This window comes from Clostridium tertium (assembly GCF_902652255.1).
Lineage (GTDB): Bacteria > Bacillota > Clostridia > Clostridiales > Clostridiaceae > Clostridium > Clostridium tertium_A.
In genome coordinates, this window is the sequence record NZ_CACRTO010000007.1 from 1 (window position 1) to 24,262 (window position 24,262).

21 protein-coding genes are annotated in these 24,262 nt (G+C 29.0%); 19 read left to right on the forward strand and 2 right to left on the reverse strand.

Annotated elements, in window-relative coordinates:
- Nucleotides 1–256 precede the first annotated feature (256 nt).
- Nucleotides 257–682, reverse strand: a complete 426-nt coding sequence (locus tag GPX08_RS02520) for a hypothetical protein (protein ID WP_156625123.1) — start codon at nucleotides 680–682, stop codon at nucleotides 257–259.
- 88 nt (nucleotides 683–770) lie between these two features.
- Nucleotides 771–1,571, reverse strand: coding sequence for a phosphotransferase (locus GPX08_RS02525; RefSeq protein WP_156625178.1), 801 nt, complete (start codon nucleotides 1,569–1,571; stop codon nucleotides 771–773).
- Nucleotides 1,572–1,768: 197 nt separating this feature from the next.
- Between GPX08_RS02525 and GPX08_RS02530 the strand changes: the two genes are divergently transcribed.
- The 19 genes from GPX08_RS02530 (at nucleotide 1,769) to GPX08_RS02620 (ending at nucleotide 24,219) form a co-directional block, all read left to right on the forward strand.
- Nucleotides 1,769–2,482, forward strand: coding sequence for an amidotransferase (locus GPX08_RS02530; RefSeq protein WP_156625125.1), 714 nt, complete (start codon nucleotides 1,769–1,771; stop codon nucleotides 2,480–2,482).
- A gap of 212 nt (nucleotides 2,483–2,694) precedes the next feature.
- Nucleotides 2,695–3,201 (forward strand): GNAT family N-acetyltransferase, encoded by a 507-nt coding sequence (locus GPX08_RS02535; protein WP_156625127.1) that lies wholly within the window; start codon nucleotides 2,695–2,697, stop codon nucleotides 3,199–3,201.
- Nucleotides 3,202–3,461: 260 nt separating this feature from the next.
- Nucleotides 3,462–3,923: a DUF1905 domain-containing protein gene (locus tag GPX08_RS02540; RefSeq protein ID WP_156625129.1), complete on the forward strand. Its 462-nt coding sequence runs from the start codon at nucleotides 3,462–3,464 to the stop codon at nucleotides 3,921–3,923.
- 89 nt (nucleotides 3,924–4,012) lie between these two features.
- Nucleotides 4,013–4,774, forward strand: coding sequence for an SIS domain-containing protein (locus GPX08_RS02545; protein ID WP_156625131.1), 762 nt, complete (start codon nucleotides 4,013–4,015; stop codon nucleotides 4,772–4,774).
- A gap of 119 nt (nucleotides 4,775–4,893) precedes the next feature.
- Complete coding sequence (locus GPX08_RS02550; protein WP_156625132.1) at nucleotides 4,894–6,486, forward strand: PTS glucose transporter subunit IIBC; 1,593 nt, start codon at nucleotides 4,894–4,896, stop codon at nucleotides 6,484–6,486.
- A 350-nt stretch (nucleotides 6,487–6,836) separates the two neighbouring features.
- Nucleotides 6,837–8,168 carry a 6-phospho-alpha-glucosidase gene (locus GPX08_RS02555; RefSeq protein ID WP_156625134.1) on the forward strand — a complete coding sequence of 444 codons (1,332 nt, stop codon included), beginning with the start codon at nucleotides 6,837–6,839 and terminating at the stop codon, nucleotides 8,166–8,168.
- 176 nt (nucleotides 8,169–8,344) lie between these two features.
- The gene (locus GPX08_RS02560) at nucleotides 8,345–10,060 is read left to right on the forward strand and encodes a dihydroxy-acid dehydratase (protein ID WP_156625136.1); all 1,716 of its coding nucleotides are present in this window, start codon (nucleotides 8,345–8,347) and stop codon (nucleotides 10,058–10,060) included.
- A 20-nt stretch (nucleotides 10,061–10,080) separates the two neighbouring features.
- On the forward strand, nucleotides 10,081–10,728 hold the full coding sequence (gene eda / locus GPX08_RS02565; RefSeq protein WP_156625138.1) for a bifunctional 4-hydroxy-2-oxoglutarate aldolase/2-dehydro-3-deoxy-phosphogluconate aldolase: 648 nt from the start codon (nucleotides 10,081–10,083) through the stop codon (nucleotides 10,726–10,728).
- 1 nt (nucleotide 10,729) lies between these two features.
- Nucleotides 10,730–11,734 (forward strand): sugar kinase, encoded by a 1,005-nt coding sequence (locus GPX08_RS02570; RefSeq protein WP_156625140.1) that lies wholly within the window; start codon nucleotides 10,730–10,732, stop codon nucleotides 11,732–11,734.
- A 307-nt stretch (nucleotides 11,735–12,041) separates the two neighbouring features.
- Nucleotides 12,042–12,545: a GNAT family N-acetyltransferase gene (locus GPX08_RS02575; protein ID WP_156625142.1), complete on the forward strand. Its 504-nt coding sequence runs from the start codon at nucleotides 12,042–12,044 to the stop codon at nucleotides 12,543–12,545.
- 138 nt (nucleotides 12,546–12,683) lie between these two features.
- A complete protein-coding gene (locus GPX08_RS02580) occupies nucleotides 12,684–15,557 on the forward strand; it encodes a PRD domain-containing protein (RefSeq protein ID WP_156625180.1) in 2,874 nt (957 codons plus the stop codon).
- Between the two features lie 83 nt (nucleotides 15,558–15,640).
- The gene (locus tag GPX08_RS02585) at nucleotides 15,641–16,252 is read left to right on the forward strand and encodes a 2-dehydro-3-deoxyphosphogluconate aldolase (RefSeq protein WP_156625182.1); all 612 of its coding nucleotides are present in this window, start codon (nucleotides 15,641–15,643) and stop codon (nucleotides 16,250–16,252) included.
- An 11-nt stretch (nucleotides 16,253–16,263) separates the two neighbouring features.
- Nucleotides 16,264–16,710, forward strand: coding sequence for a PTS sugar transporter subunit IIA (locus GPX08_RS02590; protein ID WP_156625143.1), 447 nt, complete (start codon nucleotides 16,264–16,266; stop codon nucleotides 16,708–16,710).
- A 23-nt stretch (nucleotides 16,711–16,733) separates the two neighbouring features.
- Nucleotides 16,734–17,015: a PTS galactitol transporter subunit IIB gene (locus GPX08_RS02595; protein WP_156625145.1), complete on the forward strand. Its 282-nt coding sequence runs from the start codon at nucleotides 16,734–16,736 to the stop codon at nucleotides 17,013–17,015.
- A gap of 37 nt (nucleotides 17,016–17,052) precedes the next feature.
- On the forward strand, nucleotides 17,053–18,444 hold the full coding sequence (locus GPX08_RS02600) for a PTS galactitol transporter subunit IIC (protein ID WP_156625147.1): 1,392 nt from the start codon (nucleotides 17,053–17,055) through the stop codon (nucleotides 18,442–18,444).
- Between the two features lie 29 nt (nucleotides 18,445–18,473).
- Entirely contained in the window at nucleotides 18,474–19,619 is a 1,146-nt protein-coding gene (gene dgoD, locus GPX08_RS02605) for a galactonate dehydratase (protein ID WP_156625149.1), read from the forward strand.
- Nucleotides 19,620–19,689: 70 nt separating this feature from the next.
- A complete protein-coding gene (locus GPX08_RS02610) occupies nucleotides 19,690–20,529 on the forward strand; it encodes a Cof-type HAD-IIB family hydrolase (protein ID WP_156625151.1) in 840 nt (279 codons plus the stop codon).
- A gap of 178 nt (nucleotides 20,530–20,707) precedes the next feature.
- On the forward strand, nucleotides 20,708–22,435 hold the full coding sequence (locus GPX08_RS02615) for an ATP-binding cassette domain-containing protein (RefSeq protein ID WP_156625153.1): 1,728 nt from the start codon (nucleotides 20,708–20,710) through the stop codon (nucleotides 22,433–22,435).
- Complete coding sequence (locus GPX08_RS02620; RefSeq protein ID WP_156625155.1) at nucleotides 22,435–24,219, forward strand: ATP-binding cassette domain-containing protein; 1,785 nt, start codon at nucleotides 22,435–22,437, stop codon at nucleotides 24,217–24,219. Before GPX08_RS02615 ends, GPX08_RS02620 begins: the two co-directional genes overlap by 1 nt.
- Nucleotides 24,220–24,262: the final 43 nt, after the last annotated feature.

Sequence of the window (24,262 nt, forward strand, 5' to 3'; positions counted from 1 at the left end):
TTTTGTGATTCTTTTCTTTCGTTTATCATTAGTAAACTCCTATGTAATAAATTAAAATATTTATTATTATATTACATATATGTATAAAATTAAAGACTGCTGACACTTTGTCAGCAGTCTGAAAAAACTCCTTAAGGAGTTTTTTAAAGAAGTTAATTTTAGTAATTCTGTAAGAATTACATCAATAATTCTTCATTTTTAATTTTTAATTTTTAATTTTTAATTCTTAATTTGGGCTGTTTGTGCGACAGCCCCATTATTCTTCTTCACTTAATTCTTCATCTTTAAGAATTAATAGTTCATAAAATGCCTCAAATCTAAGTAGGTTTGCAAAAGAACTTAGAAGATATGATATTTCAACTTTTCTATAAGTATGAAGGCTATTTTGTCTTTCTAAATAATCATTTTCTAATATTTTGGTTTTTAATCGATTCAAAGATACTACCCACAGTATTGAATATCCTAAAGCAATAAGGCCTTGACCAAAAAGAAATACTCTAAATGCAGTATCTCTATTTGTATCATCATTTAGTAACTCATCAATATCAATTTTAGCCCCATATGCTATTATAAGATATCCCAAAGAATTTAATGTTGCTCCAAGGATCTCAGTTTCTCCTATACTTAATTCTGAGTTCCTTATATACTCTTCTAAGTTTTCTAAAAAATCATCATAATCCAAGATAAGAGCTCCAAAACATTTTTTATTCATTATATGTAAGAAAAAAGTAATTGTTAAATTATATATAAATTACTAATAGGTATTTTAATTAAAGATAGTTTTTAATTAAATCATCTAATATCATATTTCCGCCTAATTTATAATCATAATCACTATTAGTATTTGTAGATTTTATTAAGCTCCAAGTTGCATTCCAAAATTTCACTATAAAGATGTAGTTCTCTAATTTTTCTTTTAAATAAGAAGTATAATTTCCAAAGTAACTATTAAGTAGCTCTACCTTTAAATCTTCATTTAAAAACCAAGAGATTGTCGCTAAATCGAAAAATATATCACCCATTCCTGAAAATTCAAAGTCAACAAAATATATATTGTTATTTGAAAATAGTATATTTGAGATGTTTAAATCATTATGACATAAGCCAAAGTCTATATTTGAAGAATGGAACTCTTCTATTGACTTTAATTTATATAATAATCCTTCTATATCATGATGAAATTTATAGTTTATATTTTTTAAATAATATATATTGTTACGGATTTCATTAAAGGGATTAAAAAATACATTGCATTTATTCTTATGTAATTTTTTTAATGATACTACTAGATTCTTTATAAAAAATTTTGAATTATAAATATCTAAGCTAATCTTTGTAGATGATTTATATTTGCTAACTAATATTCCATTATCATTATGATATTTGATTAGTGGAGTAATATTTAAAGGCGAAATAAGATCTAATATCTTACCTTCATTCTTAAAGTTATTATTATTTTCTTTACTTGGAATTCTTAAAACGTATTTTTCATTTTTAACTTCAAATAGATAATTAGAATTATTCAAACCACCAATTTTAGTTAGTCTAATATTTTTGTATTTATAATCAATTATTTTCATAATATTTCTCCTATAGAAGTAAGTAATACGTATATTATATATCAATATTTTTAATAATAAAAAGTATTATATAAGTTTCAATAAATATTCTATATATATTTATTTATGGAACAAAATTTATAGAAACAATGATATTATATATATAAAAGTAACTTTTAATAGTGAATATTGGAGAAGGGAGATATATTATGAGTAAACCAATTATCGCAGTCACAGCACTATTTGATGATGAAAAAGATAGTATTTGGATGTTGCCAGCATACCTAAATGCTATAACTGATGCTGGTGGAATACCTGTTATTTTACCATTAATAGATAATGAAGAAGATATTAAGGAATTATCTGATAAATTTGATGGATTTTTATTAACAGGAGGACAAGATATAAATCCTAAAATATATAATGAGAAAAAAGAAAATTATTGTGGATATATTAATACAGCTAGAGATACTATGGAAGCTATTTTGCTTGGCGAGATTTTAAAATCAAATAAACCTATTTTAGCTATTTGTAGAGGCTTTCAATTATTAGCTTCATATTTAGGTGGAAGTTTATACCAGGACTTAAAAGTTGAAAAATATAATAATAAAGAAAGCAATCATAGACAAGGAAAGCCATATAATAGGTTAGTTCATAAGATTACTATAAATAAGGAGTCTTTGTTATTTGATATAATTAAAAAAGATGAGATTATGGTAAATACACTTCATCATCAAGGAGTAAAAAGTATTTCTGACCAAGTTAGTCTTGCAGGTATAACAGAAGATGATTTAATAGAAAGTATTTATTTGAAAAATAAAAAATTTGTATTAGGTGTGCAATGGCATCCTGAATTACTATATAAAGATTTTGAAGATCAAAGAAAAATATTTAATAGCTTTATAGGTAGTTGCAATAAATAAAATTACAGAAAAATACTTTTAATAACTTTAAAAGGAAATTAAATACTATAAATGGGAAATATAAGGAATATATTAAAATGATAGAAATTAAAGAAAAAGTTAAATAAATTGAGATAAATTTAGGCAACGAAGAATACTGATTTTTACTTATATTAGTAATCAGGTTAATATATGATTGTTAAAGATAAAATATTAACTAAGGAGTGTTCTTTGTGGAAATTAGTAATATTGCCCTGAGTCAGGAAGTTTATAGGGCAGATGCTGAAAAAATATGTGATTGGCTTAGTGATGAGGAAATAATAAGTTATTTAAATGAAGAAGCTAATGTACAAAAAAAATTAATGAGTGTAGTAAATAGAGTGAATATGCCTATACTAACTCATCTTTTTAATAACAATTGCAGATTTTTTACTATTAAAAATTTGTATGGGACAATAGGATTCTTGAGGTTAGTACCTAAGGGAAGTTTTGTTGAAATAGTAATTGCAGTAGGTGAAAAGGATCTGTGGGGAAAAGGTATTGGGCACAATGCAGTTGTTGAAGCCTTAAAGGTTGCTTTTTTTGATATGAGAGCAGACAATGTAATTGCAAAAATAAAGAAAGTTAATAAAAGATCTCAAAATTTATTTAAAGGAATTGGCTTTAAAGAAGTTAAATTGCTTGAAAAGGAAATCGAATATCATATTAATAGAGAGAGCTTTTTCAAGATGGCTGCTTAATAATACTCTAATTAAAATGATTTAATATGTACCTATAAACGTGATTATAAATACAAATCTCGTTTATAGGTTTTTTTATAAGGATTTTTACGTAATCTTACTTTATTTAAAATTATAATTAGAGAGCGGTAGCCAAACCAGTAATATCTATAAGAAGAATTATAAGAAATAGAATTGAAAGCCAGTATTATACATTGAAATTAATCTATAATTTTATTAAAGTAAAATTATAGATTCATTAATATAGTAAGGAGAAATGTATGAAAAAATATAATTTTGAAGCAGAAATAAAAAAGCATGAAGGGAAAGATGCAACATATATAGAAGTGCCTTTAGATATTGAAAAAGAGTTTGGAGCTAAGAGGGTAAGGGTTAAAGTGAAATTTGATAATGTTGAATATAGAGGGTCAGTTGTAAGGATGGGTTTACCTTGCTATATGATTGGAATAACAAAGGAAATAAGAAATAAGATAGGGAAAACTTATGGAGATATTGTAAGTGTAGAATTACAAAAAGATGAAGAGGAAAGAGAAATAGAGTTACCTAAGGACTTTAAAGAGAAACTTATTTTAAGTAAAGAAGCACATGAGTTTTATGAAAGCCTATCTTATTCACAAAAAAGAAAGTACTTTCAGTGGATAACTTCAGCCAAAAAAGAAGAAACAAAAGCAAAAAGAATGTCAGAAGCAATAGAAAAGTTAGAATCTAAAATTAAATTATAATAGTATTAATTTATTAATATAAATATGTATAGTGAGAAATTTTAAAAAATACTGTATAATCTTATAATAATGATTAAGGAGTATGTGTAATGGATTTATCTAAATTTATTGAAAATAAAGGTCTTACTGAAATTGAAATAAAGGTTTTAAAGTATATAGTTGAAAATATTAATGAGGTTAATAAGCTAGGGGTTAGAGGTATCGCTAAAAATAACTTTACATCTACTTCAACTATCATGAGATTAGCGAAAAAGTTAGGGTATTCTGGATTCTTAGAAATGCAATATAATTTATCATCTTTGAAAAAGGGTATAGATGGCGATGTGTTAAATGAAAAAGGATTTGTTGAAAGTTTAAATTTAAAGAATCTACTAGAAATGAACAGCCAAACGAATATTGAAAAGTTTATAGACTTACTTTTTAATGATGATAACAAATTTATATTCATTTATGCAACAGGTTTTTCAGGAATTGTTGCAGAGTACATAAATAAGAAACTATTAGTAATGGGAAAAAGATGTATAATATCAAATGGTACGGATTCCATAGGAGTATTCGAAAATAATCTAGATTATATTAGTGCTATTATAGTGATTTCAAAATCAGGGGAAACTTCAATGGTACTAAATAAGGTTAAGATAGCAAAAGAGCAAGGGATACAAGTGATATCATTCACAAATGAAAAAGAGAATAGCATAAGTAAGCTTTCAGATATAAGCTTCAAAATTGATGATCCGAATAAACTAGATGATAGAAATTTAATGCCAAATACATTCTTCCCAAAGGTATTAATTTTATTAGAACTATTAATATACGAGTACTATAAGAAGAAAAACGATAATTATAAGTAACGTGTTATCTAATTGGGTAACACGTTTTTTTGGGACTAAAATCTATATACAGAAAGTAGACTGCTAATTATAATGAAAAATGTAAATGGTTTCGTTAAAGTAATGGAGGGTGATTAACTATGAAAGAAAAGATAATGACAAAACTACAAGACTTTTCTAAGGGGATGTTTGTACCAGTTTTAATATTACCGATTGCAGGTATAATAATAGCTATAGGTAATATATTAACAAATGCAAAATTAGCAGAGTACTTACCATTTCTTAAAAATGATATGGTATATGGACTTGGGAAAATGCTATCAGGCTCACTAGTTTCAATATTAACTAACTTAGGTATTATATTTTGTGTGGGACTAGCAGTTGGATTAGCAAAGAAGAAAAAGGCGGAGGCTGGATTTACTTCACTTTTAGTATTCTTAGTATTTATAAATGCAATGAATATATTTTTAACACTAACTGAAAAGCTAGCACCAGCAGATGCTTTAAGAGGAAGTGGACAAACTACTGTATTAGGAGTTCAAATTCTTGATATGGGGGTTTTCTTAGGAATTATACTGGGAATTGTTGTTGCTTATATACATAATAAGTTCTGTGAAAAAGAATTTGATGGAGCTTTCCAAATTTATGGTGGTTCTAGATTAGTATTTATTATATTAATACCAGTCACTGTTGGTTTAGCAGTTTTATTTAGCTATATATGGCCACCAGTACAAAATGTAATTAACAATCTTGGTGAATTTATTCAAAAATCAGGAAACTTTGGAATATTTACATATGGATCTTTAGAAAGATTATTAATTCCAACAGGATTACATCACTTAGTTTATACACCATTCTTATACAGTTCTTTAGGTGGTGTTGCAGAAATTGGTGGTCAAGTTTTTGAAGGCGCAAGAAATATTTACTTTGCAGAAATGGCTGATCCAACTATAGCTAAACTTTCAGCATCAGTAATTTGGGATGCTAGAGGTCTTTCTAAAATGTTTGGTTTAATAGGTGCATGTTTAGCAATGTATCATACAGCATTACCACAAAATAAAACAAAGATTAAAGCTATATTAATACCAGCAGCTGTTACATCTATATTAGCAGGTGTTACAGAACCAATTGAATTTTCATTTATGTTTGCAGCACCAGTACTATTCTTAATACATGGATTATTAAGTGGTTTAGGTATGGTTGTATTAAATGTATTAGGGGTTACAGCTATAGGACCAAATGGATTAATAGACTTCTTATTATATAACTTACCACTAGGAATAGAGAAGACAGGTTGGCCAATGTATATTTTAGTTGGACTAGGACAATTTGTAGTTTACTATGTAATATTTAGATTTGTTATAACTAAGTTTAAGTTAAGAACTCCAGGAAGAGAAGAAGATGGAGATACTAAGCTTCATACTAAGAGTGACTACAAAGAAAAAGTAGCTCATAAAAATGATGGAAATACTTTAGAAGATAAATTTGGCTTTGCACCAATTATAGTTGATGCATTAGGTGGAGCTGATAATATTGTAAAAGTAGATAATTGCTTTACAAGATTAAGACTTATATTAAAAGATTCTTCTTTAGTGAATGAAGCTGTTTTAAAGAATGAAACAGGAGCAAATGGCGTAGTAATTAAAGGGGAAAATGTTCAAGTTATCTATGGACTTCAAGTTACTGGCGTTAGAAAAAATGTTGATGAGTTTCTTGGAATAGAAGCAAACTAACCTTTGGAGAATAATGGATAATTTATAATGAAGAATTAAGGGAGTAATTTATTGCGAATTACAAGTTATAAAAGAGCTACTAATATAGTAGCTCTTTTATTATGCGTGTTATTAATTTTTGTCATGTGTAAACAGTTATCAATTAAATAATAACATGGTAATTTTAGGTTGGTAAATGTAATAAAACAGTGAAGATAGAAAGGGATTTAAGGCACATGTTACAACCTAAGGTAACAGGTTTTTTTGAGCCGCGAAACTGTTTCCATAGATATTTACTTGTCTTATAATGTGCTTATAAGTGATAGAAAATAAGTTCTATAGATTGAAAAGATGAAAGGTGGACAAAAGATATGGATAATAGAAAATTCTCTGTAGTAATAGCAGGTGGTGGAAGTACATTTACACCAGGAATAGTAATGATGCTTTTAGATAATGCAGATAGATTCCCATTACGTAAATTAAAATTATATGACAATGACAAAGAGCGTCAAGCAGTAATTGGTGAAGCATTAGAAATATTATTAAAAGAAAGCTATCCAGAAGTTGAGTTTTCATATACAACAGATCCAGAAGAAGCATTTACTGATGTTGATTTCTGTATGGCTCATATAAGAGTTGGAAAATATGAAATGAGAGAAAAGGATGAAAAGATTCCTCTAAAACATGGAGTTGTAGGCCAAGAAACTTGTGGACCTGGTGGAATTGCATATGGAATGCGTTCAATAGGTGGGATGTTAGAGTTAATAGATATGATGGAAAAGTATTCTCCTGATTGTTGGATGTTAAACTATTCAAATCCAGCAGCAATAGTAGCAGAAGCATGTCGTGTATTAAAGCCTAACTCAAAGGTTTTAAATATTTGTGATATGCCAGTTGGAACATTAAGACGTATGTCTCAAATAGTTGGTTTAACACCAGCAGATTTAGAAGTTAACTACTTTGGATTAAACCACTTTGGCTGGTGGACAAGTGTTAGAGATAAACAAGGAAATGATTTAATGCCAAAGCTTAGAGCTTATGTTTCAGAAAATGGTTATTTAAATCAAGTTGAAGTAGATACTCAACATACTGAACCAAGCTGGCAAGAAACTCATAAGAAGGCTAAGGACTTAATAGCTTTAGATCCAAACTTCTTACCTAATACATACTTAAAATATTACTTATATCCAGATTACGTAGTAGAGCATTCTGATAAGGAATTTACTAGAGCTAACGAAGTAATGAATGGAAGAGAAAAGCATGTATTTGAAGCTGCTAGAAATATAGTAAAAGCGGGAACAGCTAAGGGTGGAGAATTCCATATAGATGCTCATGCATCCTTTATAGTAGATTTAGCTAGAGCTATTGCATATAACACTCATGAGAGAATGTTATGTATAGTTGAAAATAAGGGAGCTATTGAAAACTTTGATCCAACTGCTATGGTAGAAGTTCCATGTATAGTTGGAAGTAATGGTCCAGAAGCTTTAGTACAAGGTGCTATTCCAAGATTTGAAAAAGGATTAATGGAACAACAAGTAGCTGTAGAAAAATTAGTTGTTGAAGCATGGATAGAAGGAAGCTATCAAAAGTTATGGCAAGCATTAACATTATCTAAGACAGTACCTAGCGCAAAGGTTGCAAGAGAAATATTAGATGATTTAATAGAAGCTAACAAGGGTTACTGGCCAGAATTAAAATAGAGTTAACAACACTTTAAGCAATTTCTTAAGGTTTAGATAAATTATAAATAAGCTTAAGATAAGTAGTTTAAAAACAAAAGATAATTTAAATAATAACTTATTATTAAAATAGCTCGGAGTGTTAAACATATCCGAGCTATGACTTTAATTTAGAAATAATATAAGGGGTGGAGAAGATGATTAGCCAAGATATAAGAAAAATTGCTCCAGAAATGGATCCATTACGTAGGGGGATGGGATGGTCTGTTGATGATTTATCTAAGCCTCAAATTATAATAGAAAGTACTTTTGGTGACAGTCATCCTGGGAGTGCTCATCTTTTAAAATTTGCTAACAATGCAGTTTTAGGAGTTAATGAAAAAGGTGGAAAAGCTGCAAGATACTTTGCTACTGATATATGTGATGGAATGGCTCAAGGTCATGACGGTATTAATTATTCATTAGCTTCAAGAGATACTATTGCCTCACTTATTGAAATACATGCAAATGCAACTCCATTTGATGGTGGAGTATTTATATCAAGTTGTGATAAGGCAGTACCTTCACATCTTATGGCAATAGGAAGAATTAATATTCCTGCAATAATAGTTACTGGAGGAGTAATGGAGGCAGGTCCTAACCTTCTAACTTTAGAACAAATAGGTGCCTATAGTGCTATGCAAAAGCGTGGAGAAATTACAGAAGAAGAACTAACTTACTATAAACATAATGCATGTCCATCATGTGGAGCATGTTCATTTATGGGAACAGCTGCTACTATGCAAGTTATGGCTGAGGCTCTAGGGTTAATGCTACCAGGAAGTGCATTAATGCCTGCTACGTGTAAGGATTTAGAAGAGGTAGCAGTTGAAGCTGGAAAACAAATAATTGAGCTTGCTAAAAAGAATTTAAAAGCTAGAGATATAGTAAGTAAAAAGTCTTTTGAAAATGCTATAGTAATTCATGCTGCAATTTCAGGATCTAGTAATTCACTTTTACATATTCCAGCCATTGCTCATGAATTTGGAATTGAAATAGATGAAGAATCATTTGATAGAATACACAGATATGCACCATATTTATTAAATATAAGACCAGCAGGAAAATGGCCCGCTGAATACTTTTACTATGCAGGTGGAGTACCAGCAATTATGGAAGAGGTTAAGGAATTACTTCATTTAGATGTAATGACTGTTACAGGTAAGACTCTAGGAGAAAATCTAGAAGACTTAAGAAAAAATGGTTTTTATGATAGATGTAATGAGTATTTAAATAAGGTTGGTTTAAAAAGAGAAGATGTTATAAGACCATTTAATAATCCTATTGGAAGTAATGGAGCTATAGCTATTTTAAAAGGTAATATTGCACCAGAGGGAGCAGTAGTTAAACATTCTGCTGTACCAAAAGAAATGCATAAAGCAGTATTAAAGGCTAGACCTTTTGATAGTGAAGAAGAAGCTATAGAAGCAGTACTTACTAAGAAAATAAAGCCGGGAGATGCAGTGTTTATAAGATATGAAGGTCCAAAGGGAAGTGGAATGCCTGAAATGTTCTATACAACAGAAGCTATTTCTTCAGATAAGGAATTATCAGCTAGTATAGCACTTATTACTGATGGAAGATTTTCAGGAGCTTCAAAAGGCCCAGCTATAGGACACGTATCACCTGAAGCAGCAGTTGGAGGTCCAATAGCACTAGTAGAGGAAAATGATTTGATTGAAATTGATATAGAGAAGAGAGTACTTCAAATAGTTGGAGTTAATGGACAAAGGTTAGAACTAAGCGATATAGATAATATTTTAGTAGAGCGTAAAAAGTTATGGAAGCCAAGAGGAAATAAATATAAGTCAGGAATTTTAAAAATATTTTCAGATAAAGCAGTTTCACCTATGAAGGGCGGATATATGGAATAAATCATAAGGAGTGATTAATTATGAAAAGAATAAAAGTATTAAGTGCGTTAAAGAAATGTGGAGTAGTTGCAGTTGTTAGAGGAACAACTAAAGAAATTGGAGTTAAGATCTCAGAAAGCTGCATAAAAGGAAATGTTAAGGCTATAGAAGTTACTTATACTAATAAGTACGCAAATGAAATAATTAAAGAGTTATCAGAAAAATATATAAAAAATGATGATGTTGTAATAGGAGCAGGAACAGTTTTAGATGCTGAAACTGCAAGAATGGCTATATTATCAGGAGCTGAATATATAGTTTCACCATCTTTTAATAAAGATACTGCTACACTTTGTAATAGATATAATGTAGCTTATATTCCAGGAGTAATGACTATAAATGAAATAGTTTCTGCTTATGAAAGTGGAGTAGATGTAGTTAAGCTTTTCCCAGGAAATACTTTTGGACAAGGTTATATATCATCAGTTAAAGCTCCACTTCCACATGCTAATATTATGGTTACAGGTGGAGTTAATTTAAATAATATAGATGAATGGATAAAAGCTGGAGCAGATGTTGTTGGTATTGGTGGAGAATTAAACAAGCTAGGTGAAGCTGGAAAGTTTGATGAAATAGAAGCTACTTGTAATGAATATGTTAAAAAGCTTGAAAGTGCAAGGGGTGTCTAAAGTGAGAGTTGCAGCTTTTGGGGAAGTATTATTAAGATTAGCCACTAATAAAGGTATTCGTATATCTAACTCTAGGGAGTTAAATATCAATTATGGTGGAGCTGAAACTAATGTTTTAGTTGGTTTAGGTAATTTTGGTATTGAAACTAGACTTATTAGTAAGATATCTGATGATGGCTTTGGAGATGCTATTATTTCTTATTTAAAATCTAATTCAGTAGATACAAAGTTCATAAAGCAACATGAAGGTAGAACTCCAATTTATTATTTAGAAGTTGGGAGTGGAAATAGAAATTCTAAAGTTATTTATGATAGAAAAAATTCAATATTTTCAGATATAAATGAAGAAGATATAGATATAGTAGAAGCGTTAAAAGGAGTAGATATACTTCATTTAACAGGAATAACTATGGCGATTTCAGAAAAAACTAGAACTTTAGCCTTTAAAATATTAGATTATTGCAAAGAAAATAATATTTTAGTTAGTTATGATTCAAACTATAGAGCTAGAATGTGGTCTTTAGAGGAAGCAAGCAAAGTTACTAAGGAGATACTTCCTTATGTAAATATATATTCTGCGGGGATATTAGATGCTGAAAATATATTAGGTTTAAATAATAATAAAGAAGATAAAGATGAAAAGTTAAATGCTTATTATGATGAGATTACAAAGACATATCCAAATATAAAATATATCTTTTCATCTTTTAGGGGAATAAAATCTGCATCATCAAATACATTACAATGTAATTTTTATAGTAATAATAAATTATATCAATCAAAGATATATGATATAGATGATATCGTAGATAGAGTAGGAGGAGGCGATGCCTTAACTACGGGAATACTATATGGAATATTATCAAATAAAAATCCAATGTATATATCTGAGTTTGCAGCAGCTAATTCTGTTTTAAAACATAGTATATATGGAGATGGTAACTTAGTTAAAATAGATGAAGTTGAAAGCTTGATGAAAGATGGAGTAGGGAAAATAGGCAGATAGGATGTGCTATCGCACAATGAAAAATTAATAATTAAAAATGAAGAATTAAGGATGTTTTGCAGGCAAAACTTAAGTTTTACAATGCGAAGCATTTTAAAATGAAAAAATTAAGAGAATGAAGGAATGAAAAAATGAAGGAAGAGGTTTTGCAATGCAAAACCTCTTTTGTTTTATAGGCATTCTTTCATTTTTTAATTTTTTCATTCTTTCATTAATAAAATGCTTAGCATTTTATATCAAGTGATGATTTATTCTTATCTTTATTTCATGTATAATACTAAATAATATTACTTGTTGGAGGGCTACTATGAATTTTAGGAAGACAACTGAAAAAGATTTAGATTCAGTAATTAAAATAATTGATGAAGCAAAGGAATTTTTGAAAATTAATAATATTGATCAATGGCAAAATGGTTATCCTAATAAAGAAGTTATATTAAGAGATATAGAAAATGATCATAGCTATGTTTTAGATGATAATGGTGAAATAATAGCAACAACAGTATTATCTTTTGATGGAGATAAAAATTATGATGTTATATATAATGGTGATTGGATAACTGACAATAAATACGGAGTTATTCATAGAATTGCAGTTTCAAGAGATTATGCTAACAGAGGAATAGGTAAAAAGATTATAGAAAGCTCTGAGGACATAGCTAAAGAAAATAATATAAAAAGTATGAGAGCAGATACTCATAAAGATAATAAAACTATGCAAAGTTTACTTTTAAAAAATGGATATGAGTATTGTGGGATAATTTTTGTTGAAGATGGCACGGAAAGATTAGCTTTTGAAAAGGAATTATAATAAAAATGAAGCAAGTTGAAAAACATGCTTCATTTTTTTGATTCCTTATATATTATTTAGATAATTTTAAATTATTTTAAAATAGTGTATTATAGCAATATAAATATAATTTTTTTTATGGGGGTATTTTGTATGAATATAGGGAATTTGATAAGTAAACTTCTAGAATCTGAAGATAAGAAAAATCCTTATACTGATGAACAAATAGCAGATAAATTGCAAATATTGAGAGAAGTAGTTACAGATTTTAGAAAGAAAAATAATATAAATAACTCTAGAAATAGAAGGTTACAGTATATAAGTAATGATGCTTTAAAAATTTTAGAAAATAACAGAAATATATCAGACAGAGCTCTTGCAGAAGAACTAAAAGCTTTAGGGTACAAAGTTGAAAGATATGCAGCATCAAATATAAAGAAAGAAATACTTGCTAGTTTAGATTCTAATGAGGGTAAAGAAAATATTAACATAAAACCGCAAATAGATGAAAAGAATTATTTTGAAAATGTAGTTGGTCATGATGGAAGCTTAAGAGTTCAAATAGCACAGGCCCAAGCAGCTGTAAGCTATCCACCGCATGGATTACATGTGTTAATTTTAGGACCATCAGGTGTTGGAAAAAGTTATTTAGCAGATGCAATGTATGAATTTGCAAAAAGTACAAAGAACTTTGATGATAAATCTAAATACATTGTATTTAACTGCGCAGATTATGCTGATAACCCTCAGCTTTTATTATCACAGCTTTTTGGAAGTGTTAAAGGTGCATATACAGGTGCTAATGAAGATAAGATTGGTATAGTGGAAAGTTGTAATGGTGGAATTTTATTCTTAGATGAAGTACATAGATTACCAGCAGAGGGACAAGAAATTCTGTTTAGCATATTAGATAGAGGAAGTTTTAGAAGATTAGGAGAAAGTGAAAATGTTAGAAAAAGTAATGTTATGATAATTGCTGCAACTACAGAAAATGTTGAAAGCTCACTTTTATTAACATTTAGAAGAAGAATACCTATGGTTATAGAAATTCCTCCGATTAAAAATAGACCTTATGAAGAGAGATTTGAATTAATTAACAAAATATTTTTAGAAGAAAGCAAAAGAATTAATAGGGGTATGCTTATTTCTAAAAATGTAATGAGTAAGCTTATGAAATATGAGTGCAAAGGTAACATAGGACAACTTAAAAGTGACATAAAGGTAGCTTGTGCTATAAGCTTTTTAGAAAATAACTTAAATGATGATAAAACATTATATATAGATGAAAAATATCTTCCAGATTATATAAATGATCAAATAAACAATAATAACAGCTTAGAAATTGAAAAGTTCATTATGGAAGATATTTATATATCTAATAAAGGAAAAGTGGAAGTTGAAAAAAGTAATAAGGATGGAAAAGAAAATTCTAATATATATAAATTTATAGAAAAAAGACAGTCAGAGCTTAAATTCGCTGGATATGCAGATGAGGAAATATCTAAAATACTTAGTCAGCAAGTTGAACTTGAATTAATTAGAGGAGCAAAAGCTATTAATTATTCTGTTGTGAATAATGACGAGCTTATGAATTTAGTAGGGGTAAAGAGTTTAGAGGTTGCTAGAGAAATGATCAAAGTAGCAAAAAATAATATTACAGGGCTACAATCAGATATAATTTATCCATTAGCAGTACATCTAAATTCTACTTATGAAAGAATATTAACTGGGAAAGAGATTATCAATCCTAAACTAAGCATAATAAAAAGTAAATATGAAAAAGAATTTAATGTAGCTATTAAAATATGCGAAGTTGCGAAAGAAAGACTTAATATTGATATACCTGAAGCAGAAATAGGATTTATAACAATGTATCTTAAAAATTATAGAAGGGAAGTAAAAGATACAGAAGGGAAAGTTGCTGTAATAGTAATGACACATGGACGAGTAGCTTCAGCAATGGCGGAAGTGGCAAATAAGTTCTTAGGAGTGGAACATGCTATAGGAATAGATATGGATTTCAGAGACTCTCCGGATGTTATGCTTGAAAAGGCAATAAAAGGTGTTAAAGAAAATGATCAAGGGAAGGGATGTATTCTTTTAGTTGACATGGGCTCATTAGTTACTTTTGGAGATATTATTACTGCTAAAACTGGAATAGAAACAGGGGTAATAGGTAGGGTAGATACTTTAATGGTGCTAGAGGCAGTTAGAAAGTCAGCACTTACTGATCAATCATTAGATGAAATTGTTCAGGATTTAGAAAATGATTCTAAAGGATATGGCTTAAGTCAGTATTATGTAGAAAACAGCAATTTAGAAGATGTAATAGTTACATTATGTATTACTGGTAAAGGAGCAGCTTTAAAAATTAAAGAGTATGTTGAGTCTCAAGTAGTATCGATAGGTAAAAAAATAAATGTTATTTCAATTGGATTTATGGATGATGATGTAAATATTGCATTAACAAATATAGCAAAGAAAAAGAATATAAAGGCAATAGTTGGAACTATTAATCCTGAGTTTAGAAATATACCTTTCATTTCACTAGAAGATATCATGAAAGGAAAGGGTGTTAAGAAACTAAATAACATAATCTCTGAGAATGAAGAAAATACATTGTCTGAAATTATAAATAAAGATGTAATACATGTTAATGAAAAATATAAATACAAAGATGAAGCTCTAGATGATATGGTTAAGAAATTAATCGATGGTGGATATGTAAAAGAAGAGTTTTTATTAAGTGTATTTAAAAGAGAAATGCTTGGTAATACATATTTAAAAGGAGGAATTGCCATTCCACATGGAGATTCAGAGTTTGTTACAAAACCAACCATATTAATTACTAAATTAGACAAAAAGATAGTATGGGACGGAAATTATGAAGTTGATCTAATTTTTCTAGTTGCTTTGAAAGATGATTCAAGAAAATATTTTGAACAACTATATAAAATAATTAAAAAAGAAGATACTTTAAACAAGCTAAAATCAAGTTCTAGCAAGGATGAAATAATAGAAATATTATTATAATTTGTTATTCTACAAAACCAACCAAAAAAGTTGGCATGAGTATTGCTTTAATATATGGCAAGAAAACTAAAGGGGGGAAAATGGTGAAAGATTTTTCTAAAGTTACAGTTATCCTTAGAGGGTATAACTATGATGAAACAAGAACTGTTATGGAAGCTTTAGTTCAGTCCAATATTAGAGCAGTAGAAATAACATTAAATACTGAAGGTGCACTCGAAATAATTGAGAAGATATCTAAAGAATATGGAGATAGAGTTAGTGTTGGTGCAGGGACAGTTAAGAACTTAGATGATGCAAAAAAAGCTATAAAAGCTGGAGCAACTTTTATTTTAACTCCTATAGTAGTTGAAAAAGAAGTTATTGATGAGTGTAAGAAGAATAATGTTGTAAGTGTAGTAGGAGCTATGAGTCCAACGGAAGTATGGTGGTGTTATGAAAATGGTGCAGATATAGTTAAAGTATTTCCAGCAAAATCTTGTGGTACTAGCTATATAAAAGATATTAAAGCACCGTTAGGAAATATTCCTATAATGGCAGTTGGAGGAGTTTCAAAGGATAATGCTAAAGAATTTATTAAAAACGGAGCAGATTATTTAGGAATAGGTTCTAGTCTATTTAATAAAGAAGATATAGTAAACAAAGATATAGAAAGTTTAGTTAAGACATTAAAGGAATTAGAGAAAGAAATAGAGTAGGGGGATAGAATATGGGTCATAGCACTTTAGTTTATAGAAATTTAGACTTTAATACGAGTAACGATATATTAAGTTTTTTAGCAGATAAATTAAAAGAAGAAGGTTATGCAAAAGAAGGATATAAAGAAGCTATTTTAAAGCGTGAAGTTGAATATCCAACAGGATTACCAGCAGAGATAAAAATAGCAATTCCTCATTGTGACCATACTTTAGTAAATGAATCAGCTATTGCAGTTGGAGTACTTAATAATACTGTTAACTTTCAAGCAATGGATGATCCAAGTAAAACATTAGATGTACAGATTGTAATAATGCTTGCTTTGGATGAGCCTCATGGACATATTGAAATGTTACAAAAAATAGTTCAATTAATAAAAAGTTCAGATGATCTAAAAAAGATAATAGAAGCTACATCCGATGAAGATGTATTACAAGTAATCAATAACTATTTAAATTAACTATAAAATTGGAGGAATAAAAAATGAAAAGAATATTAGTAGCTTGTGGAAATGGAATCGCAACATCAACAGTAGTTGCAACAAAAATAAAAGAGGTTTGTGCTGAAAATGGAGTAAGTGTTTCAGTAACTCAATGCAAATTATTAGAAATAGATAGTAAGGTAGATGATTTTGATATATTAGTTACTACAGGAAAATATGGTGGAGATAGTGCTAAAATCCCAGTAGTTTCTGCAATGTCTTTATTAACAGGAATAGGCGAAGAGGAAACATTAGAAGAAATCGTAAACTATGCAAAAGAATAATATATAAAATTATTTTTATAATGAGGAGGATTTAATAATGGAACTAATTTATGACGTATTCCAGACATTACTAAATGCAGGACCTACAGTACTTTTACCACTAATTATTTTAGGTGTTGGACTAGTTTTCGGTGTTAAGCCAGCAAAAGCTTTCAGATCAGGTTTAACAGTTGGTATAGGATTTGCAGGTATCAAGCTTGTAATTAACCTATTATCTTCAAGTCTTGGACCAGCTGCAAAAGCAATGGTTGAAAGATGGGGATTCAGTTTAGATGTACTAGATGTTGGTTGGGGAACAATAGCAGCAGTAACATGGGCATCACCAATTATACCAATTTTAATATTTGCAATATTAGCAATAAATATTATAATGTTAATTCTTAAGAAAACGAATACTTTAGACGTTGATATATGGAACTATCACCATATGGCAATAGTTGGTGTTATGACATACTTTGTTACAGGAAACATATTCTTAGCTGTTGGTGCTAGTGCAGTAATGGCAATTGTGACATTTAAATTATCTGACTGGTCAGCTCCAATGGTGGAAGATTACTTTGGATTACCAGGGGTATCATTACCAACAGTATCAGCTTTATCATCATTAATAGTTGCAGTACCATTAAACTGGGTATTAGATAAGATACCAGGAGTAAACAAGATAAACTTTTCATTAAAAGATGCTAAAAAATACTTAGGTTTCTTTGGTGAACCAATAATAATGGGATTAATCCTAGGTGGAATTATTGGTGCATTAGCAGGATATAACTTCACAGATATAGCAAATGTTGCAGTTAATATGTCAGCAGTATTAGTACTTATACCTAAAATGACATCATTATTTATGGAAGGTTTAATGCCAATATCTGAAGGAGCTAAAAAGTTTGCTAAAAAGAGATTCAAGGGAAGAGATTTATATATAGGTTTAGATGCAGCAGTAATTTCAGGAAATCCAGATGTTATAACTACATCATTAATAGTTATTCCTTTAACAATATTATTAGCAGTAGTACTTCCAGGAAACAGAATGTTACCTTTCGCAGACTTAGCAGTAGTACCATTTAGAGTTGCGTTAGTAGTAGCTTTAACTAGAGGAAACTTATTTAAAAATGTTGTTATTGGTTTAGCCACAACAGCAGCTATATTATTAGCAGGTACAGTAACAGCACCAGTATTAACTGATTTAGCAGGAAGTGTTGGAATTGATTTAAGTTTAGCAGCAGGAGCATTAATTTCATCTTTTGCAGCAACTAGTTTAACACAAAGTTTCTTAGTATTTATGGCATTTACAGTAGGTAATCCATTAATTAATATTCCAGTATTATTAGTTGTATTTGGTATTGTTTGGTACTATATGGATGTAGTAAAGCCAAGGAAATTAGCAAAAGAAAATATTGAAGTAGCTAATGAAGTAGAACAAAGTGTTTAAATATAATTTTATTAAAAGGAGACTTTGTAATGAAGATAACAGGAATTAAAGTATATACTGTAAAACCAAGATGGATATTCATTAAGATATCAACTGATGAAGGTATTGAAGGTTGGGGAGAGATGATATCTGGAACAAAGACAGATACAGTAGTAGCAGGAGCATATGAACTTGGAAAAAGAATAATAGGAAGAAATCCATTTGAAATAGAAAGAATATGGCAAGAACTTCATAGATCATTCTTCAGAGGTGGCCCAATTAATGGAACTATAGTGTCAGGAATAGAAATGGCATTATGGGATATTAAAGGGAAGGCATTAAATGTTCCGGTATATGAATTATTAGGTGGAGCTGCTAGAGATAAAATAATGGTTTATTCTTGGATTGGTGGAGATAGACCACAAGATGTTGCCAAAGAAGCTATAGATAGAAGAGATAGAGGATTTAAAGCTGTAAAAATGAACGCAACAGAAGAGCTTCATTATATAGATTCATTTGAAAAAGTACAAGCTGTTGTAGATAGAGTTAAGTCTATAAGAGATGCAGTAGGATTTGATTTAAATATTGGAGTTGATTTCCATGGACGTGTTCATAAAGCAATGGCAAAAGTATTAGCTAAAGAATTAGAACCATATAAATTAATGTTTTTAGAAGAAGTTGTATTACCAGAAAATGAAGAAGCTTTTAAAGAGGTAGCTAAACATGTAGTTACACCTCTTGCAACTGGAGAAAGACTATATAGTAGATGGGACTTTAAGAATATAATAAAAGAAGGTATTATAGATATAATTCAACCAGATATAGCTCTTTGTGGAGGGATTTTAGAAACAAGAAAAATTGCTGCTATGGCAGAAGCTTTTGATATAGCAGTTGCACCACATGCGCCATATGGACCAATAGCTTTAGCAGCAACACTTCAGTTAGATGTATGTACACCTAATGTATTTATACAAGAACAAAGTTTAGGAATACATTATAATAAGGGATTTGATTTACTTGACTTTGTTAAGAATAAGGAAATATTCCAATATAAAGATGGTTTCTTAGACTTACCTACAAAACCAGGATTAGGTTTAGAAATTGATGAAGAATTAGTAGAGAAGGTATCTGCAGAAGGTTTATATTGGACAAATCCAAGTTGGAAGAATTACGATGGAACAATAGCAGAATGGTAGAATAAGATTAATGGTCTGTATAATTTACGATATACAGACCATTTTCTGTTATAAAATAGGAGTGTTAACTATGAAAGAATCTAAATATAAGTTAGTTTGTATAGATTTAGATGGAACTTTACTTTCAGATGATAAGAAAATTCCAACAGAAAATATAAAAACTATACAAGAAGCTATTAATAGTGGAGTTAAGATTTGTATAGCTACTGGTAGAATATATAAGTTTGTAGATCATATAAAAGATAAGATATCAAATAAAATTGAAGTTATTGCTTCCAATGGGGCTTTAATATTAAAAAATGGAGATTTTATTTTAAGTCCTTTAAGTTATAATGAAGTATTAAAAATAAGAGATATAGCTAAAGAGTATGATTTAGAAATGTATTTAAATACAGAAGATACAATTATATCAGAGGTAAGCATACCAGAAAGTTATACATATAAAATAACAAATGAGAGATTAGAAGATAAAAATAAGGTGAATTTTATAGAAAATTATTCATTTGAAAGATTAATTGAAGATAATCAATATAACATATTAAAAGTAGTTCTTATGAATAAAAATAAATTAGATGAAGTTAGAAAGGTTAGAGATGCTTTAGAGAAAAATGGAGAGTTTGAAATTTGTAGTTCAGAGCCACAATTTTGTGAAGTAAATTGTAAAGGAATATCTAAAGGGAGGGCTGTGGAAGAATTAGCTAAGGAACTTGGAATTGATATTAAAGATGTTATATGTATAGGTGATGGTGGAAATGATTTAGAAATGCTAAAAAGAGCAGGTTTTTCTGTTGCTATGGAAAATGCACTTGATGAAGTTAAGAGTATAGTAGATTATATTACTTATAGTAATAATGAAAGTGGTGTTTCTAAAGCAATAAAAAAATTAATTTTAGAGAATATAAACTATTAAAAATTAAATTTATATAATATTAATCCATGGTAAATACTGTGGATTTTTATTTTTACTTGTGATAAAATATTCTGATAATCTGAATGTATAATTGAAAAAGGCGAAATAATATTATTAATTAAGTGATTACATTTCAATTTATATTTTTATGTTTTAAGAAAGGAAGGGAAATATAGCAATGAAATTAATACTAAAATATCTAAAAAATTACAAACTAATTCTTATATTAAATGTTATATCGGTATTTGGATTTGCTTTAGTAGAACTTGGTATTCCAACAATTATGGCAAAAGTCATAGATACTGGAATTATTAATAATGATATTAACTATATTAAAAAAATGGGATTAGTAATAGCATTTATTTCAATAATAGGAGTTCTTGGAACTATATTATTAGGATATTGTTCATCTAGAATATCAACGGGTATAACTAGAGATATGAGAAATGATATTTTTAAAAAAGCACAGGAATTTTCTCATACAGAATACAATAAGTTTGTCGTATCATCAATGATAACAAGGACTACAAACGATGCTTTTGTACTTTTACAGTTTACTAATACTCTTTTAAGAACAGCTTTACTTACACCAGTAATGTTTACTGTAAGTTTAGTAATGATACTTAAGACTAGTCCATCACTGTCACTAGTTTTAGCTGTAGTAATTCCATTTATAATTTTAGGAGTAGTAATAATAGCTAAAACTTCTGAACCTTTATCTGAAACTTTACAAAAAAGACTAGACAAGCTAAATAGAATATCTAGAGAAAACTTAACAGGTATAAGAGTAATTAGAGCCTTTGGAAATGATAAATATGAAGAAAAGAGATTTGAAGAAACTAATGAACTATATGCAGATGTATCAAAGAAGCTAAATAAGCTTATGGCAGTTTCTCAGCCTATGTTCTTTTTCTTACTTAATATGGCTATTATAGTTATATTTTGGGTATCTAGTAAAATGATAAATGTAGGAACCCTTCAAGTTGGTCAATTAGTTGCATTTATTGAATATCTCTTCCATGCTATGTTTTCAATTATGTTATTTTCATTAGTATTTGTAATGTATCCTAGAGCTCAAGTTTCAGCTAACAGAATTATGGAGATTTTAAATGAGGATCCAATCATAAAGAGCCCAGAAAATGGAGTAAAAGAAACAGATATAAAGGGCGTAGTTGAATTTGAAAATGTATCATTTACTTATCCTAATGGGGAAGCACCAGTTCTTAAGGACATATCCTTTAAAGCACAAAAAGGTGAGACTATTGCTTTTATAGGAAGTACAGGTAGTGGGAAAAGTACACTAATTAATTTAATACCAAGGTTTTATGATGTTACACAAGGAAGTATAAAAATAGATGGTGTAGATGTAAGAGATTACGATTTAAAGTCATTACGTAAAAAAATAGGATTTATTCCTCAAAAGACTCTTTTATTTACAGGTAGTATAGCTAGTAATATAAGATTTGGTAAGAAAAATGCAAAAACTGGTGAAGTAGAGTATTCTGCTAAGGTTGCTCAAGCTTATGATTTTATTTCTCGTAAACCAAAGAGGTTTGAAGAACAAATTAGTGAAGGTGGTTCAAATGTATCTGGTGGACAAAAACAAAGATTATCCATAGCAAGGGCAATAGTTAGAAAACCAGAAATATATATATTTGATGATAGTTTTTCAGCTTTAGACTTTAAAACTGATGCAGTTTTAAGAAAAAGACTTAAGTCTGAAACAAAAGATTCAGTAGTATTAATAGTAGCTCAAAGAATAGGTTCTATAATGGATGCTGATAAGATTATAGTATTAAATGAAGGTGAAGTAGTAGGAATGGGTACTCATAAGGAACTATTAAAGACTTGTGAAATATACCATGAAATAGCTGCATCACAACTTACAGAGGAGGAGTTAGCATAATGAATAAGTTTAAATTAGTTGTAAGAAAAATTTCTCCTTTTGTTAGTAAGTATAAATGGTCTTTCTTTGGAGCAATATTATTTATAATAACAGCAGCAGTTTTTAATGCAATTTCACCAAGAACTGAGGGGTTAATAATTACACAATTAACTGAAGACTTTGCGAGAATTGTAAAGGGTGTTTCAGGCGCTTCTGTGAATTTTAATTATATTGTAAAAATTTTAATTTTATTATTTTTAGTTTATTTGAGTAGTGCAGGTTCTACTTTTATAGCAAGCTTTTTATTAACTAATGCTATTCAAAATACTATGAGGGATATTAGAAATGAAGTTCAAAGTAAAATAAGTAAACTTCCTATAAGATATTTTGATAATCATAGTTATGGAGATGTTTTAAGTAGAATTACTAATGATGTTGATACAATATCAAATGCATTGCAACAAAGCTTTGTTCAAGTAATAAATGCTATTTTGTCATTAAGCTTAGCACTTGTAATGATGTATTCAATTAATGTAAAGCTTGCACTTTTAGCAACTTTAATAATTCCTTTAAGCATAATAATAACTAAAATAATAGTTAATAAATCACAAAAGTTATTTAATAGGCAGCAAGAGGCTTTAGGTAAGCTAAATGGAAGAGTACAAGAAATGTACACTGGGTTTAATGAAATAAAGCTTTATGGTAAAGAAGAAGATTCTTTACAGGATTTTATGGAAGCAAATGAAGAATTACGTGCAACAGGTTTTAAGGCTCAATTTATATCAAGTATTATGTCACCTTTAGTAAGTCTTGTTAGCTATTTAGGAATAGCTGTTGTTGGTGTTACAGGAGCTACAATGTCCATAGCAGGAGGAATTACAGTAGGTAATCTACAAGCATTTATACGTTATATATGGCAAATAAATCAACCTTTATCTCAGGTAACTCAGTTATCATCTGCAATACAATCAGCAGTTGCGTCAGCACATAGAGTATTTGAATTCTTAGACGAAGAAGAAGATATAAGAGATTTAGAAGAATCTATAAAACTTGAATCACCAAAAGGAAATGTTAGTTTTGAGCATGTAAAGTTTGGTTATAGTGACGATAAGATATTAATAGAAGATTTAAGTGCAGAAGTTAAGAGTGGTCAAATGGTAGCTATAGTTGGACCAACTGGAGCAGGTAAGACTACACTTATTAATCTTTTAATGAGATTTTATGAAATTAAAGGTGGTTCAATAAAGATTGATGGTGTAGATATAAGAGATATGAAACGTGAAGATTTAAGGTCTATATTTGGTATGGTTCTTCAAGATACTTGGTTATTTAATGGAAGTATTTACGATAACATTGAATATGGTAGATTTGGAGCAACTAAGGAAGAAATAATAGAAGCTGCAAAGATTGCAAATGTTCATCACTTTATTAAGACATTACCAGATGGATATAATATGTTCTTAAATGAAGAAGCATCAAATGTATCTCAAGGAGAAAAACAACTTTTAACTATAGCTAGGGCAATATTAAAAGATCCAGCAATATTAATTCTTGATGAAGCAACTAGTTCAGTAGACACTAGACTAGAATTATTACTTCAAAAAGCTATGAGAAACATAATGAAGGGAAGAACTAGCTTTGTTATAGCTCATAGACTTTCAACTATAAGAAGTGCTGATTTAATTTTAGTTATTAATGATGGTAATATAATTGAACAAGGAACTCATGAAGAGTTAATGAAGCAAGGTGGTTTTTATGAAAATCTTTATAATAGCCAATTTGCTGATAAAGAAGAAGTAAATTAATTTTAACATTAATAGTACCCCACTTTAAGGGAAAGCATAGTTT